Origin of the sequence: Pseudomonas sp. B21-010 (assembly GCF_024749325.1) — a bacterium.
GTDB lineage: Bacteria > Pseudomonadota > Gammaproteobacteria > Pseudomonadales > Pseudomonadaceae > Aquipseudomonas > Aquipseudomonas kilonensis.
The window spans coordinates 6148526-6163822 of the sequence record NZ_CP087198.1 but is presented as its reverse complement, the minus strand read 5'-3'; the positions used below and the strand labels follow the sequence as shown (position 1 = coordinate 6163822).

The window sequence follows — 15297 nt, the reverse complement described above, 5'->3', positions numbered from 1 at the left end:
GGTGTGGCTGCCAAGGCCGTGCAGTGTACAGGACTCACTCGCCCTAGGTTTATTCCTGGGTCCAGATGGTTCTATGATGAACGCCAATCTGTAAGCCCGGAGTCAGCGATGCCTTTGCCGTCCATGAAAGATCAATTCGCTGCCCTGATCGCCGCACCTTCGGTCAGTTGTACCCAGCCTGGGCTGGACCAGTCCAACAGTGCCGTGATCGAGCTGCTGGCAGGCTGGCTCACCGAGCTGGGGTTCTGCTGTGATATCCAGCAGGTCAACCCCGGCAAATTCAACCTGCTGGCCAGTTTTGGCAGCGGTCCCGGCGGGCTGGTGCTGGCTGGCCACAGCGACACGGTGCCGTTCGACGGCGCGTTGTGGCAGACCGATCCGCTGAAGCTCACCGAGGTCGATGGCCGCTGGGTGGGCCTGGGCAGTTGTGACATGAAGGGTTTTTTCGCCTTGGCCATCGAAGCGGTCAAGCCGCTGCTGGACCAACCGTTCAAGCAACCGCTGCTGATCCTCGCGACCTGCGACGAAGAAAGCTCCATGTCCGGCGCCCGGGCCCTGGCCGATGCCGGGCGACCACTGGGGCGCGCGGCGGTGATCGGTGAGCCGACCGGCCTGCGGCCGATTCGCCTGCACAAAGGCGTGATGATGGAGCGCATCGACATTCTCGGGCGCAGCGGCCATTCCTCCGATCCGAGCCTGGGCCACAGCGCGCTGGAAGCCATGCACGATGCCATGGGCGAACTGCGCGGACTGCGCCTGCAATGGCAACGTGAGTTCCGTAACCCGCAGTTCACCGTGCCACAACCGACCCTGAACTTCGGCTGCATCCATGGCGGCGACAATCCCAACCGCATCTGCGGCCAATGCTCCATGGAATTCGACCTGCGCCCGTTGCCGGGCATGGACCCGCAAGTGCTGCGGGCGGCGATCCAACAGAAGCTGAACCCCATCGCCGAACGCCATCAAGTCAAGATCGACTACGCACCGCTGTTCCCCGAAGTGCCACCCTTCGAGCAGGCCGAAGACTGCGAGCTGGTACGGGTGGCCGAGCGACTTACCGGCCATCGTGCCGAAGCAGTGGCGTTTGGCACCGAAGCGCCTTATCTTCAGCGCCTTGGCTGCGAAACCCTGGTGCTCGGCCCTGGCGATATCGCCTGCGCCCACCAACCGGGCGAGTACCTTGAAATGTCACGTTTGCAACCTACCGTACAGTTGTTGCGGCAGTTGATCGGCCATTACTGCCTGACGCCGGCCACGGTCGGTTAAATTGCCCCCTTGCGGGGCCGTATTCATCACATGAGGAGAGCGCGCGTGTCGCCAAGCCTGTTCCGACGATAACCACCAGCCCCGTTGTGCGTTCTGTTTCGTCTTTGTTTTGGCTGTTATTTATTACAGGTCCAGGTTCATGCCCGAATACGTCAATTGGCTTCGTCACGCTTCGCCCTACATCAACGCCCACCGCGATTGCACCTTCATCGTCATGCTGCCCGGCGACGGGGTGGAACACCCTAATTTCGGCAACATCGTCCATGACCTGGTGCTGCTGCACAGCCTCGGCGTGCGCCTGGTGCTGGTCCATGGTTCGCGCCCGCAGATCGAGACCCGCCTCGCTGCACGGGGCCTCACGCCTCATTACCACCACGGCATGCGCATCACCGATGCCGCGACCCTGGAGTGCGTGATCGACGCGGTCGGCCAGTTGCGCATCGCCATCGAGGCCCGCCTGTCCATGGACATGGCGTCCTCGCCCATGCAGGGCTCGCGGCTGCGGGTCGCCAGCGGCAACCTGGTCACCGCGCGGCCAATCGGCGTGCTCGAAGGCGTGGATTATCACCACACCGGTGAAGTGCGCCGGGTCGATCGCAAGGGCATCAATCGCCTGCTGGACGAGCGCTCCATCGTGCTGCTGTCGCCGTTGGGTTATTCGCCCACCGGAGAGATCTTCAACCTCGCCTGTGAAGACGTTGCCACCCGGGCAGCCATCGACCTGGCAGCCGACAAGCTGCTGCTGTTCGGTGCCGAACAGGGGCTTATCGGTGAGGACGGGCGGCTGGTTCGCGAATTGCGCCCGCAACAGGTTCCGGGCCATATGCAACGCCTGGGCAGCGACTATCAGGCCGAATTGCTGGATGCGGCAGCCCAGGCCTGTCGGGGCGGCGTCGCGCGCAGCCATATCGTCAGCTATGCCGAGAACGGTGCGCTACTGGCCGAACTGTTCACCCGCGATGGCAGCGGGACGCTGGTGGCCCAGGAGCAATTCGAGGTGGTACGCGAAGCGGCCATTGAGGATGTTGGCGGCCTGCTGGACCTGATCAGCCCGCTGGAAGAGCAGGGGATCCTGGTGCGTCGCTCCCGCGAAGTGCTGGAGCGCGAGATTGAGCAGTTCAGCGTGGTCGAGCGCGAAGGCATGATCATCGCTTGCGCGGCGTTGTACCAGATTGCCGATTCGGACGCCGGGGAACTGGCCTGCCTGGCCGTGAACCCGGAGTACCGCCATGGTGGCCGGGGCGATGAGCTGCTGGAGCGGATCGAAACCCGGGCCCGCGCCCAGGGGCTCAAGACGCTGTTCGTGCTGACGACCCGGACCGCCCACTGGTTCCGTGAACGTGGCTTTGAACCCAGCAGTGTCGAGCGCCTGCCGGCGGCGCGGGCTTCGCTCTACAACTACCAGCGCAACTCGAAAATCTTCGAAAAATCCTTGTAAGCGGCCGTCGGAAAATTTGCGCTGTCGCGATCTTCTTGATTTCAGACAATGAGCAGCTAGTCTGGAACACGTCAAGATCGCGGCATGTGCGCGCTGTCTTGAACAGGAATCGAAGGCGCAGGAGGCGCGCAAACAGATCTCGCCGCCAAGAATTCACGGGCCTCGTAAATCCCCGACGAATCAGCATTCAGTAATTCCCTGCGTCGCCGATAAGTCATGTCACGGCCTGATGGTGCCGTGATGGCACTCATATGTCGAAATGAGCTGAAAACTGTTGAAACAATTCTTTTTGGAATTATAAACAATCCATTATCCTGCGATCCGGTGTAGTGGGGGTTAGACCATAGTCGTAGTCATAAATGGTTACGATTGACTTGTCAGTCACGGTCTGGCGCTAATCGCGCATCCGCGGAATCCGGGCGTTCGATCCGGAACCAAAGACACACAAGAATTAGAAAACGAGAGGAGCGAAGCATGAACAAGTCCACCTTGGCCCTGGCTGTGGCCGTTGGGGTTTTGGCGCAGCAGGCAGGCGCCGCCGGTTTTATCGAGGACAGCAAGGCGTCTGTCAGTTCTCGTACCCTGTACTTTGATAACGATAACCGCGAAGGCGGCAATGACCAGCGTGAGACGGCTACTGGCCTGAAATTCGACTACAAGTCCGGCTTCACTCAAGGCGTCGTTGGTTTCGGTATCGATGCCCAGGCGCTGGTTGGTATCCACCTCGATGGCGGCAGAGGCCATCACCCGGATAGCAACTCCTTCGTTCCAAGCGATTCCGATGGCTCCGCCGTACACGACTGGAGCCGGCTGTCCGGCAACGTGAAGGCGCTGTTCTCCAAGACCGAGGCCCACCTGGGTGGTGCCCTGGCGCCTAACCTGCCGATCCTGGTCGCCAGCGACGGTCGTCTGCTGCCGCAAACCTTTGAAGGTGGCACCATCACCTCCAAGGAAATCGACAATGTGACGTTCAATGCCGGTCAGCTGGAACACGTTGTGGGTCGTGCCGGCACCAACAGCACTGGCATGTCGGTAAACGGCGGTACTGAAGACAGCAACCAGTTCCGTTACGGCGGTGCCGACTGGAAGGTCACCAAGGACCTGACGCTGCAGTACTACTACGCCAACCTGCAGGATTACTACAAGCAGCACTTCCTGGGCGCAGTACACGTTTTCCCGATCAGCGAAGGCCAGTCGTTCAAGACTGACCTGCGTTACTTCGACAGCAGCTCGGATGGCCGCAACGGTGATGCGGGCTATCGCTTCAACAACAACGGTGGCTACGCCAAGAACCCGGGCGAGGTCGATAACAAGACCTGGAGCGCCATGTTCACTTACACCCTGGGTGGCAGCGCGTTCCTGTTGGGTCACCAACAAGTCGGTGATGACGGTGGCTTCGTCTACCTGAACCAGGGCAGCCTGCTCAATGACGCCGGTCGTAACGAAGGCGCGGGTGGTTCCAGCTTCTACCTGTTCACCGACAGCATGATCAACGCGTTTGTCCGTGCCGGTGAAAACACCACCTTCGGTCAATACTCCTACGACTTCACGGCCCTGGGTGCTCCAGGCCTGAAGGCTTCGATTGCCTACCTGCACGGTGATGACATCAAGTCGGCTACCGGCGGCAGCGACACTTCCGAGTGGGAACGTGACATGCGCCTGGACTACGTCGTCCAGCAAGGCCCTCTGAAAGGCTTCGGCACCACCCTGCGTCACGGTACCTACCGTGGCAGCAGCACCGGTATTGCCGACCAGGATCAGACCCGCCTGATCTTCAACTACACTTACAACTTCATGTAAGACGTAGCGAAGTAAAAAAAGCCCCGCCCGGCAGCACGCCGGGCGGGGTTTTTGCGTTTCGGGTCTGGCCCACCCCTATAGCCTTCCCCGAGCCTTCTCCTCTTTTCAGCAACTCGAGGCCTTCTCGAAACCTCGGAAATGATCTTGGGCCGCTATGTGTTGTGGCGCCAGTGAACAGTTTTTTATATTCCCTATCGATCTAGATAAATGGATATTTATTCTTTTTAAAGCAATCGAAACCGGTGCAAAGTTGGGCTCACAACAACCTCATCCAGGAGCCGCACCATGAGCCTCAGACTCGGCGACATCGCCCCCGACTTCGAACAGGATTCCAGCGCCGGCAAGATTCGCTTCCACGAATGGCTCGGCGACAGCTGGGGCGTGCTGTTTTCCCACCCGGCGGATTTCACCCCGGTGTGCACCACCGAGTTGGGCCTGACCGCCAAGCTCAAGGACGAATTCGCCCAGCGCGGGGTCAAGGCCATTGCCCTCTCGGTTGACCCGGTGGACTCGCACCACAAATGGATCGAGGACATCAACGAGACCCAGAACGCCGTGGTCAATTTTCCGATCCTGGCCGATGCCGACCGCAAGGTGTCGGACCTGTACGACCTGATCCATCCCAACGCCAGCGACACTTTGACTGTGCGTTCCTTGTTCGTGATCGACCCGAACAAGAAGATCCGCCTGACCATTACCTACCCGGCCAGTACCGGGCGCAATTTCAATGAGATCCTGCGGGTGATCGACTCGCTCCAATTGACCGACAACTACAAAGTCGCCACCCCGGCCAACTGGCAGGACGGCGATGAAGTGGTGATCGTGCCGTCGCTCAAGGATGAAGAGGAACTCAAGCAGCGTTTTCCCAAGGGTTACCGCGCCGTGAAGCCTTACCTGCGCCTGACCCCGCAGCCCAATCGCTGACGCAACCCCTGAACCTGACTCTGAAGCTGTGGGAGCGAGCTTGCTCGCGATGGCGTCGGATCTGCCAACGTCGATGTCGACTGATACACCGCTATCGCGAGCAAGCTCGCTCCCACAGGGGATTTCTGTGCACCAAGGGTTTTGGCCGTTTCGACGGCCTTTTTTTATTGCTTGAAGAGAGTGGGTTTCATATCTCCAAATTGCATAACCAAATGAATAAATATGATTTAAAGATATATTAATCCCCTGTTATGGTTTGACCCATACAGCGAGATCGCCCACCGCGAATCGCACGTGACAGTTAAGGAATGGCAGGCATGTTGGTCGTCTCACTCGGTGGCAGTCCCAGCCAACGCTCCCGCTCCGGGGTGCTGCTGGAGCGGTCGCAACGCTGGTTGCAGCAGCAAGGTGTGGAAGTGGTGAGCTATCAGGTACGCGACTTTCCGGCCGAAGATCTGCTCCATGCCCGTTTCGACAGCCCGAAGGTGATCGACCTGCTCCAGCAGATCGAAAATGCCGACGGCCTGTTGATTGCCACGCCGGTGTACAAGGCGTCTTTTTCCGGTGCGCTGAAGACCGTGCTGGACCTGCTGCCTGAACGGGCCCTGGCTCATAAAGTGGTGTTGCCGATGGCAACCGGCGGCAGCATCGCCCACATGCTGGCAGTGGACTACGCCCTCAAGCCGGTGTTGTCTGCGCTCAAGGCCCAGGAAATGCTCCATGGGATCTTTGCTGAAGATAGCCAGATCGCTTACGGCGAAGGCAGCGCCCAGGCGCAATTGGTACCGGCCCTGCAACAGCGCCTGGACGAGGCGCTGGAACAGTTTTTCAGCGCCATGGCCCGTCGGCCCAGGCCGTTGGACCCAAATGTATTGAACGAACGTTTGTTGAGTGCTCGCTGGAGCATTTGAACCCCGAACACCCTGATTCAACTCACCTTACTCAGCCGTCAACGGCCCAGCAGGTGCAGCCAAAACCCCACAGCAAAAAGGAGAGGCGCCATGCGCACTGTCATTTTGCGTCGCGGGCTGGTCGCTCTGTTTGCTGCGGCTGTGTCCCTCGGCGTCATTACTCAAGCTCAAGCCGAGACCTTGCGGATCGGTTACCAGAAATACGGCACCCTGGTGCTGCTCAAAGCCAAGGGAACATTGGAAAAACGTCTCGCCGCCCAAGGCGTGGACGTGCAATGGACCGAGTTCCCCGGTGGCCCGCAGCTGCTTGAGGGCTTGAACGTCGGTTCCATCGACTTTGGCGTGACCGGTGAAACCCCGCCGGTGTTTGCCCAGGCCGCAGGCGCCGATCTGCTCTACGTCGCTTACGAGCCACCGGCGCCCACCAGCGAGGCGATCCTGGTGCCCAAAGGCTCGGCCATCCAATCGGTGCAAGACCTCAAGGGCAAGAAAGTCGCGCTGAACAAAGGCTCCAACGTTCACTACCTGCTGGTGCGAGCGCTGGAAGATGCCGGCCTGAAGTATTCCGACATCCAGACCGTTTTCCTGCCACCGGCCGACGCCCGCGCCGCGTTCGAGCGTGGCAGCGTCGACGCCTGGGTGATCTGGGATCCGTACCAGGCTGCCGCCGAACAGCAGTTGCAGGCACGCACCCTGCGTGACGGCAAAGGCATCGTCGACAACCACCAGTTCTACCTGGCCACCAAACCCTATGCGCAAAAAAATCCCCAGGTCATCACGACGCTGGTGGAAGAGGTGCGCGCAGTGGGGGAGTGGTCCAGGGCCAATCCTGACGACGTGACCAAGCAGGTATCGCCGCTGCTCGGCCTGCCGGCGGACATCACCCTGACGTCGGTGAAACGCCAAGGCTATGGGGCGTTGTTCCTCACGCCGGAGGTGGTGGCGGCGCAGCAGAAAATCGCCGACAGCTTCTATCAGCTCAAATTGATTCCCAAACCCTTGAGCATCAAGGACGTGATCTGGACGCCGCCGGCGGCCGTTGCGAAAGCGCAGTAATTCGATCCCTTAGGAGACCACTCCATGAGCCTCAATATTTTCTGGTTCCTGCCTACCCACGGCGACGGCCATTACCTTGGCACTGCCGAAGGCGCCCGCGCCGTCGATCACGGTTACCTGCAACAAGTCGCCCAGGCGGCGGATCGACTGGGTTTCGGCGGTGTGCTGATCCCCACCGGGCGTTCCTGCGAGGACTCCTGGCTGGTGGCCGCTTCGTTGATTCCGGTGACCCAGCGCCTGAAATTCCTCGTTGCCCTGCGCCCCGGGATCATTTCCCCGACGGTGGCCGCGCGTCAGGCTGCGACCCTGGACCGGCTGTCCGGCGGACGTGCGTTGTTCAACCTGGTGACCGGCGGCGACCCGGATGAGCTGGCCGGCGACGGCCTGTTCCTCGACCACGAGCAACGCTACCAGGCGTCGGTGGAGTTCACCCGCATCTGGCGCCGGGTGCTGGAAGGCGAAACCGTGGATTACGACGGTGAGCACATCAGTGTGAAGGGCGCCAAGCTGCTCTATCCACCGATCCAGCAACCGCGTCCGCCGCTGTATTTCGGTGGCTCGTCGGAAGCCGCCCAGGATTTGGCCGCCGAGCAGGTGGAAATGGTGCTGACCTGGGGCGAGCCGCCAGCAGCCGTCGCGCAAAAGATCGAACAAGTACGGGCCAAGGCTGCGAAATTGGGGCGTACGGTACGCTTCGGCATCCGCCTGCATGTGATCGTGCGTGAAACCAACGCCGAAGCCTGGCAAGCAGCCGACCGGCTGATCTCCCACCTGGACGACGACACCATCGCCCGTGCCCAGGCTTCCCTGGCGCGCTTCGACTCAGTGGGCCAGCAACGCATGGCCGCGCTGCACGGTGGCCGTCGCGACAAGCTGGAAGTCAGCCCCAACCTCTGGGCCGGCGTCGGCCTGGTGCGCGGCGGTGCCGGTACGGCGCTGGTGGGCGATGGCCCGACCGTGGCGGCGCGGGTCAAGGAATACGCTGACCTCGGCATCGACACCTTTATCTTCTCCGGTTATCCACACCTGGAAGAGTCCTATCGCGTGGCGGAACTGTTGTTCCCACACCTGGACGTCGAGCGTCCGGAATTACCGAAAAGCCAGGGCTATGTGAGCCCGTTCGGTGAAATGGTCGCCAACGATATTCTTCCCAAAGCTGCGTCCCAGAGCTGAGGCGGCCATGAAGAAAATCATCCACACCCTCGCGCCCTGGGCGGTGCCACTGCTGTTGCTGGCGGTATGGCAACTGTCGGTATCGGCCGGTTGGTTATCCACGCGGATCCTGCCGGCACCTGTGGCCGTGATCGAGGCCGGGATCAGCCTGGTGCGCAGCGGCGAGATCTGGACGCACCTGGCGATCAGCGGGTGGCGCGCAGCAGTCGGATTCCTGATCGGCGGCGGCATCGGCCTGGCCCTGGGCTTCATCACCGGTTTGTCGAAATGGGGCGAACGCCTGCTGGACAGTTCGGTGCAGATGGTGCGGAACGTGCCGCACCTGGCGCTGATTCCGCTGGTGATCCTGTGGTTTGGCATCGATGAGTCGGCGAAGATTTTCCTGGTGGCGCTGGGTACGTTGTTCCCGATCTACCTCAACACCTACCACGGCATTCGCAACGTCGACCCGGCGCTGGTGGAAATGTCCCGCAGCTACGGTTTGTCCGGCTTCAGCCTGTTTCGCCAGGTGATTTTGCCGGGCGCCTTGCCTTCGATCCTGGTGGGTGTGCGCTTTGCCCTGGGTTTCATGTGGCTGACGCTGATCGTGGCGGAAACCATCTCGGCCAGCTCCGGCATCGGTTATCTGGCGATGAATGCCCGGGAGTTCCTGCAGACCGATGTGGTGGTGCTGGCGATTCTTCTGTATGCCGTGCTGGGCAAATTGGCCGACCTTGCCGCCCGTGGGCTTGAGCGGGTCTGGCTGCGTTGGCACCCGGCCTACCAAGTGAACAAGGGAGGTGCCGCATGACCGCCCAACAACCTCCGCGCCTGCTGCGTGGCATCCCGCTGGCGGTGCGCAAGCTGCAAAAAACCTTCGGCACGCGCCAGGTGTTGCGCGACATCGACCTGCATATCCCGGCCGGGCAGTTCGTGGCCGTGGTCGGTCGCAGTGGCTGTGGCAAAAGTACCTTGCTGCGGTTGCTGGCCGGTCTCGATCAGCCTACCGATGGTCAACTGTTGGCGGGCTCGGCGCCGCTGAGTGCTGCGCAACAGGACACGCGGTTGATGTTCCAGGAAGCGCGTTTGCTGCCTTGGAAAAAAGTCATCGACAACGTCGGCCTTGGATTAAAAGGCAACTGGCGCCCGCAGGCGCTGCAAGCACTGGAAGCCGTCGGCTTGGCCGACCGCGCCCATGAGTGGCCGGCGGCGTTGTCCGGCGGGCAGAAACAACGAGTGGCCCTGGCCCGCGCGCTGATTCATCAGCCACGCCTGTTGCTGCTCGACGAACCCTTGGGGGCGCTGGACGCACTGACCCGCATCGAGATGCAGCAATTGATCGAAAACCTCTGGCAGCAGCACGGTTTCACGGTGTTGCTGGTGACCCACGACGTCAGCGAGGCGGTAGCGATTGCCGATCGGGTGATCCTGATCGAGGACGGCCAGATCGGCCTCGACCTGCCCATCGACCTGCCACGCCCACGGGTTCGCGGCTCTCATCGGCTGGCGAGCCTGGAAACCGAAGTTCTCAACCGTGTGCTGTCCTTGCCCGGCCAACCGCCGGAACCCGAACCCGTTTCACCCTTGCCCACGCAATTGCGTTGGGCGCAATAACTTCATCCAGACAGGAATCGACACCATGACTATCAAAGCCATCAACGTACGCAACCAGTTCAAAGGCACCATCAAGGAAATCGTCGAAGGCGACGTGCTGTCGGAAATCGACGTGCAGACCGCTTCGGGCATTGTCACGTCGGTCATCACTACCCGCTCGGTCAAGGAGTTGGAACTGGCGATCGGCAGCGAAGTGATCGCCTTCGTCAAATCCACCGAGGTGTCTATCGCCAAGTTGTGAGCGATGCTTGACCCACAGCCCCGGACGGCGTGAGCCCTTCGGGGCTTATCGTTCCCACGCTCTGCGTGGGAATGCCTCTACGGACGCTCCGCGTTCGGCTCTTGGGCGCGCGGAGCGTCCCTGGCTGCCTTCCCACGCGGACGTGGGAACGATCAATGGGTCAGAGGGCTTCACGCTTGGGCAGATACGGCGGCAGATACAGCCCCAGGTACGCATCGAACACCCGCATGCCTTCTTCGGCCATGCGCGGGGTGATCTGGCCGTGTTGTTGTACCGAGCGGGCGTAGACGCGGTCGCCCAGTTCCATGGCCAGGGCGAATACGTCGACGTCTTTGGGCAAGCTCGGCAGCTCGAAATGGTGGTTGAACACCTTATGCATCAGGTCGCCCAGCTCGAGGTCGTGCTGGCGGTCGGCCTGGATGACTTCGGTCAGGCCGTGCTGGGCCAGGATCAGTTGGCGAGCGGCGGCGTCCTGGCTGTAGATGGTGAGCATGCGCTGTTCCACCAGCCGTGACAGGTCGTGCCAATGGTTCAACGCCGCATGATCGATCGGTGCTTGCAGGCCGGCGCGAAAGGCGGCGTGGATGTCGGCGGTCAGGGCTTCGAGCAGGGCCGGGACGCTGGCGAAGAAGTGGTACACGGAAGAGGGCGGGATCCCGGCGCGCTCGGCGACGCTGTAGATCGACAGGCTGGCCACGCCTTCGGCGGCAAGCAGCGTACGGGCGGCATCAAGAATGGTGTCGATCCGGGCCTGGCTGCGTGCGCGGGGTTTGCGGGGGGTGGCGATGCGCGTCATGGACGTCTCCTGCGGGGCTGCCGGGCATTGTACGAGTCGGGTCCTGTGTTGTCTTCCCGGTCGCCATCGCGAGCAAGCTCGCTCCCACATTGGGTGTGTGCTGACCCTCAAATCAGTGCACCGAAAATCCCCTGTGGGAGCGAGCTTGCTCGCGATCCGCCGAAGGCGGCCATTCACCCAAATACATAAAAAAACGCCGCAGGCCATAAGGCCTGCGGCGTTTCTTGTTTACCGCAGCCGCTTACACGGTATGCAGGTACCAGTTGTACTCGAGGTCGGAGATGGAGTGTTCGAACTCCTCCAGCTCGCTTTCCTTGCAGGCCACGAAGATATCGATGTATTTCGGGTCGATGTACTTGGCCATGACTTCGCTGTCGTCCAGCTCGCGCAGGGCATCGCGCAGGTTGTTCGGCAGGCTTTGCTCGTTCTGTTCGTAGCTGTTGCCTTCCACCGGCGCACCGGGCTCGATCTTGTTGGTCAGGCCATGGTGTACGCCCGCCAGCACGGCGGCCATCAGCAGATAGGGGTTGGCATCGGCGCCGGCGACGCGGTGTTCCAGGCGCACGGCATCGGCCGAACCGGTAGGAACGCGCAAGGCCACGGTGCGGTTGTCCAGGCCCCAGGTCGGCGAGTTCGGCACGTAGAACTGTGCGCCGAAACGACGGTAGGAGTTGACGTTCGGGCAGAGGAAAGCCATCTGCGCGGGCAGGGTCTCGAGCACACCGCCGATCGCGTGACGCAGTGCGGCGTTCTGCTCGGGATCCTCGCTGGCAAAGATATTCTTGCCATCTTTATCAAGAATCGAGATGTGGACGTGCAGACCATTACCCGCCTGGCCCGGATACGGCTTGGCCATGAAGGTGGTGTCCATTTCATGGTCGTAGGCGATGTTCTTGATCAGACGCTTGAGCAGGACCGCATAGTCGCAGGCCTTGATCGGATCGGCCACGTGGTGCAGGTTCACTTCGAACTGCGCCGGGGCACTTTCCTTGACGATGGCGTCGGCGGGAATGCCTTGCTCCTTGGCCCCTTCCAGAATGTCCTGGAGGCAATCGACGTATTCGTCGAGGTCATCGATCAGGTAGACCTGGGTCGAGTGCGGGCGTTTGCCGGAGATCGGCGAGCGAGGCGGTTGTGGGCGTCCATTCACGTTCTCCTGGTCGATCAGGTAGAACTCCAGCTCGAATGCGGCGCAGATGGTCAGGCCCAGTTCATCGAACTTGGTCACGACTTGGCGCAGGACTTCACGCGGGTCGGCGAAGAAAGGCTCGCCTTCGAGTTCGTGCATGGTCATCAACAGTTGCGCAGTAGGGCGCTTCTGCCAAGGCTCGTTGCACAGGGTGTCAGGGATTGGATAGCAGATCCGGTCGGCATCGCCGATGTCCAGACCCAGGCCGGTGCTTTCCACCGTAGAGCCATTGATATCCAGGGCAAATAAAGAGGCCGGCAGGTTGATGCCTTTCTCGTAAACCTTGTGGAGGCTGGTGCGTTCTATGCGCTTGCCGCGCACCACACCATTCATATCCGCAATCAGAAGGTCAACGTACAGAACCTCAGGATGTTCCTTAAGGAACGCGTTCGCTTCGTTAAGCTGAACGGCACGCGGGGGTACCGACATGATGCAACACCTTTGTTGTTAAAAATATCAATCATTGATCTCTTCGAAAGCCAGTCAACCCGAACGGCATGCCGAAGTCAAGCAGGGCCTTTTTTGCCCTAAAAAAGCACCTTCAAGGCTTTTTTGAGGCAATTTAGGGCGTTTTTTTCCCTTTAAGGGTCTTGGCGCCCGCGGGCTTGAGCGGGCCGTGTTGTATTTTTTACGGGGGTGTTGTGTAAAAAAATGAACAAGGCTAAGCTCGATTCAAACCCATAACAGCAATAATACCGGGGTGCTTCATGTCTGGCCTGCCGTTAATCGGCGTCACCACCTGCTCCAGGCAGATTGGTCTGCATGCTTATCACATCAGTGGCGATAAATATTCCCGGGCTGTCGCGACAGCCGCCAAGGGCCTGCCAGTGCTGCTTCCGTCCCTGGCGGATCTGTTCCCGCCGTCCGATATTCTGGACGCCCTGGACGGTATTCTCTTTACCGGCTCTCCTTCCAATGTAGAACCTTTTCATTACCAGGGCCCGGCCAGTGCGCCAGGCACTGCTCATGATCCTGCACGGGACGCCACCACCTTGCCGCTGATCCGCGCCGCTGTCGCTGCGGGCATCCCGGTGCTGGGCATTTGCCGAGGTTTCCAGGAGATGAACGTAGCCTTTGGCGGCAGCCTGCATCAGAAAGTTCACGAAGTCGGAACCTTCATCGATCATCGTGAAGACGATACTCAAGCGGTGGATGTCCAATACGGCCCTGCCCACGCCGTGCATATCCAGCCTGGCGGCGTACTGGCAGGCCTGGGGCTGCCCCAGCTGATAGAGGTCAACTCGATCCACAGCCAAGGCATCGAGCGCCTGGCGCCTGGGTTGCGGGCCGAAGCGGTGGCCCCCGACGGCCTGATCGAGGCTATTTCGGTGCCAGAAGGCAAGGCTTTTGCTTTAGGTGTGCAATGGCACCCCGAATGGGAGGTAAGCTCTAACCCGCACTACCTTGCGATTTTCCAGGCATTTGGCGATGCCTGCCGAGCAAGGGCAGCACAACGCGACGCCGATGCGTCAAACAACGCCTGACGATTAATAGCAGTCAGGAAACTCACGCCTAGAGGCATTTATGAGTAACAACCTCGACCAGCTCACCGATTGGTTGAAAGACCACAAGATCACAGAAGTCGAATGCATGATTGGCGACCTCACCGGTATCACCCGGGGCAAGATCTCGCCGACCAACAAGTTCATCGCCGAGAAAGGCATGCGCCTGCCCGAGAGCGTTCTGCTCCAGACCGTGACGGGCGACTATGTCGAAGACGACATCTATTACGAACTGCTCGATCCTGCCGACATCGACATGATCTGCCGCCCGGACGAGAACGCAGTATTCCTTGTGCCCTGGGCCATCGAGCCCACAGCCCAGGTCATCCACGACGCCTACGACAAGCAGGGCAACCCCATCGAGCTGTCGCCGCGCAACGTGCTCAAGAAAGTGCTCAAGCTCTACGCCGACAAGGGTTGGCAGCCGATCGTCGCGCCGGAAATGGAGTTCTACCTGACCAAACGCAGCGACGACCCGGACTTTCCGCTGCAACCGCCCATTGGCCGCTCCGGCCGCCCGGAAACCGGCCGCCAGTCTTTTTCGATCGAGGCGGCCAACGAATTCGACCCGCTGTTCGAAGACGTCTACGACTGGTGCGAGCTGCAGGAACTGGACCTCGATACCCTGATCCACGAGGATGGCACGGCGCAGATGGAAATCAATTTCCGTCATGGCGACGCTCTGTCCCTGGCCGACCAGATCCTGGTATTCAAGCGCACCATGCGCGAAGCGGCACTCAAGCACGACGTGGCTGCCACCTTCATGGCCAAGCCCATGACCGGCGAGCCGGGCAGTGCGATGCACCTGCACCAGAGCATCATCGACAAGGAAACCGGCAAGAACGTCTTCTCCAATGAAGACGGGACCATGAGCGATCTGTTCCTGCACCACATCGGTGGCTTGCAGAAATTCATCCCCGAGCTGTTGCCGCTGTTCGCCCCCAACGTCAACTCGTTCCGCCGCTTCCTGCCGGACACGTCGGCGCCAGTGAACGTGGAGTGGGGCGAAGAGAACCGCACCGTGGGCCTGCGCGTGCCGGATGCCGGGCCGCAGAACCGTCGGGTGGAAAACCGCTTGCCGGGCGCCGATGCCAACCCGTACCTGGCGATTGCCGCCAGCCTGCTGTGTGGCTTCATCGGCATGGTCGAAGGCATCAACCCGAGCGCGCCGGTGGTGGGCCGAGGCTACGAACGCCGCAACCTGCGTTTGCCGCTGACCATCGAAGACGCCCTGGAACGCATGGAAAACAGCACCACCATCGAGAAATACCTGGGCAAGAAATTCATCACAGGCTACGTCGCGGTCAAGCGGGCCGAGCATGAAAACTTCAAGCGCGTGATCAGTTCGTGGGAGCGGGAATTCCTGCTCTTTGCCGTCTGAAGCGCCGGGCGGGGCTGCTTCAGGCAG

Annotated in this window: 14 protein-coding genes; 12 read left to right on the top strand and 2 right to left on the bottom strand. The window is 60.8% G+C overall.

Annotated features, from left to right (window positions below):
* The first annotated feature begins 108 nt into the window (after window positions 1-108).
* The 10 genes from argE (at window position 109) to LOY50_RS27540 (ending at window position 10402) form a co-directional block, all read left to right on the top strand.
* Complete coding sequence (argE, locus tag LOY50_RS27585) at window positions 109-1266, top strand: acetylornithine deacetylase (protein WP_253470296.1); 1158 nt, start codon at window positions 109-111, stop codon at window positions 1264-1266.
* Between the two features lie 139 nt (window positions 1267-1405).
* A complete protein-coding gene (argA, locus tag LOY50_RS27580) occupies window positions 1406-2704 on the top strand; it encodes an amino-acid N-acetyltransferase (protein WP_214510044.1) in 1299 nt (432 codons plus the stop codon).
* Between the two features lie 474 nt (window positions 2705-3178).
* Window positions 3179-4504, top strand: a complete 1326-nt coding sequence (locus LOY50_RS27575) for an OprD family porin (protein WP_214510043.1) — start codon at window positions 3179-3181, stop codon at window positions 4502-4504.
* Between the two features lie 285 nt (window positions 4505-4789).
* Window positions 4790-5428, top strand: coding sequence for a peroxiredoxin (locus LOY50_RS27570; protein ID WP_024617266.1), 639 nt, complete (start codon window positions 4790-4792; stop codon window positions 5426-5428).
* Window positions 5429-5745: 317 nt separating this feature from the next.
* Window positions 5746-6339, top strand: coding sequence for an NADPH-dependent FMN reductase (ssuE, locus tag LOY50_RS27565; protein ID WP_223472091.1), 594 nt, complete (start codon window positions 5746-5748; stop codon window positions 6337-6339).
* 90 nt (window positions 6340-6429) lie between these two features.
* Complete coding sequence (locus tag LOY50_RS27560) at window positions 6430-7395, top strand: sulfonate ABC transporter substrate-binding protein (RefSeq protein ID WP_223472092.1); 966 nt, start codon at window positions 6430-6432, stop codon at window positions 7393-7395.
* A 24-nt stretch (window positions 7396-7419) separates the two neighbouring features.
* Window positions 7420-8568, top strand: coding sequence for an FMNH2-dependent alkanesulfonate monooxygenase (gene ssuD / locus LOY50_RS27555; RefSeq protein ID WP_018610594.1), 1149 nt, complete (start codon window positions 7420-7422; stop codon window positions 8566-8568).
* Window positions 8569-8575: 7 nt separating this feature from the next.
* Window positions 8576-9358 carry an aliphatic sulfonate ABC transporter permease SsuC gene (gene ssuC, locus LOY50_RS27550; protein ID WP_253470291.1) on the top strand — a complete coding sequence of 261 codons (783 nt, stop codon included), beginning with the start codon at window positions 8576-8578 and terminating at the stop codon, window positions 9356-9358.
* Window positions 9355-10161: an aliphatic sulfonates ABC transporter ATP-binding protein gene (ssuB, locus tag LOY50_RS27545; RefSeq protein ID WP_003206644.1), complete on the top strand. Its 807-nt coding sequence runs from the start codon at window positions 9355-9357 to the stop codon at window positions 10159-10161. The genes ssuC and ssuB overlap by 4 nt, the downstream gene beginning before the upstream one ends.
* 25 nt (window positions 10162-10186) lie before the next feature.
* Window positions 10187-10402 carry a molybdopterin-binding protein gene (locus LOY50_RS27540; RefSeq protein ID WP_003177394.1) on the top strand — a complete coding sequence of 72 codons (216 nt, stop codon included), beginning with the start codon at window positions 10187-10189 and terminating at the stop codon, window positions 10400-10402.
* A 160-nt stretch (window positions 10403-10562) separates the two neighbouring features.
* Here LOY50_RS27540 and LOY50_RS27535 read toward each other — a convergent pair whose 3' ends face one another.
* Both LOY50_RS27535 and LOY50_RS27530 read right to left on the bottom strand, forming a co-directional pair.
* The gene (locus LOY50_RS27535; protein WP_024617268.1) at window positions 10563-11198 is read right to left on the bottom strand and encodes a TetR/AcrR family transcriptional regulator; all 636 of its coding nucleotides are present in this window, start codon (window positions 11196-11198) and stop codon (window positions 10563-10565) included.
* 241 nt (window positions 11199-11439) lie between these two features.
* Entirely contained in the window at window positions 11440-12816 is a 1377-nt protein-coding gene (locus tag LOY50_RS27530) for a glutamine synthetase family protein (RefSeq protein ID WP_003177396.1), read from the bottom strand.
* Window positions 12817-13094: 278 nt separating this feature from the next.
* Here LOY50_RS27530 and LOY50_RS27525 point away from each other — a divergent pair, with 278 nt between their 5' ends.
* Entirely contained in the window at window positions 13095-13871 is a 777-nt protein-coding gene (locus LOY50_RS27525; protein WP_258689685.1) for a gamma-glutamyl-gamma-aminobutyrate hydrolase family protein, read from the top strand.
* A gap of 40 nt (window positions 13872-13911) precedes the next feature.
* Window positions 13912-15270 carry a glutamine synthetase family protein gene (locus tag LOY50_RS27520; RefSeq protein WP_003206640.1) on the top strand — a complete coding sequence of 453 codons (1359 nt, stop codon included), beginning with the start codon at window positions 13912-13914 and terminating at the stop codon, window positions 15268-15270.
* Window positions 15271-15297 lie beyond the last annotated feature (27 nt).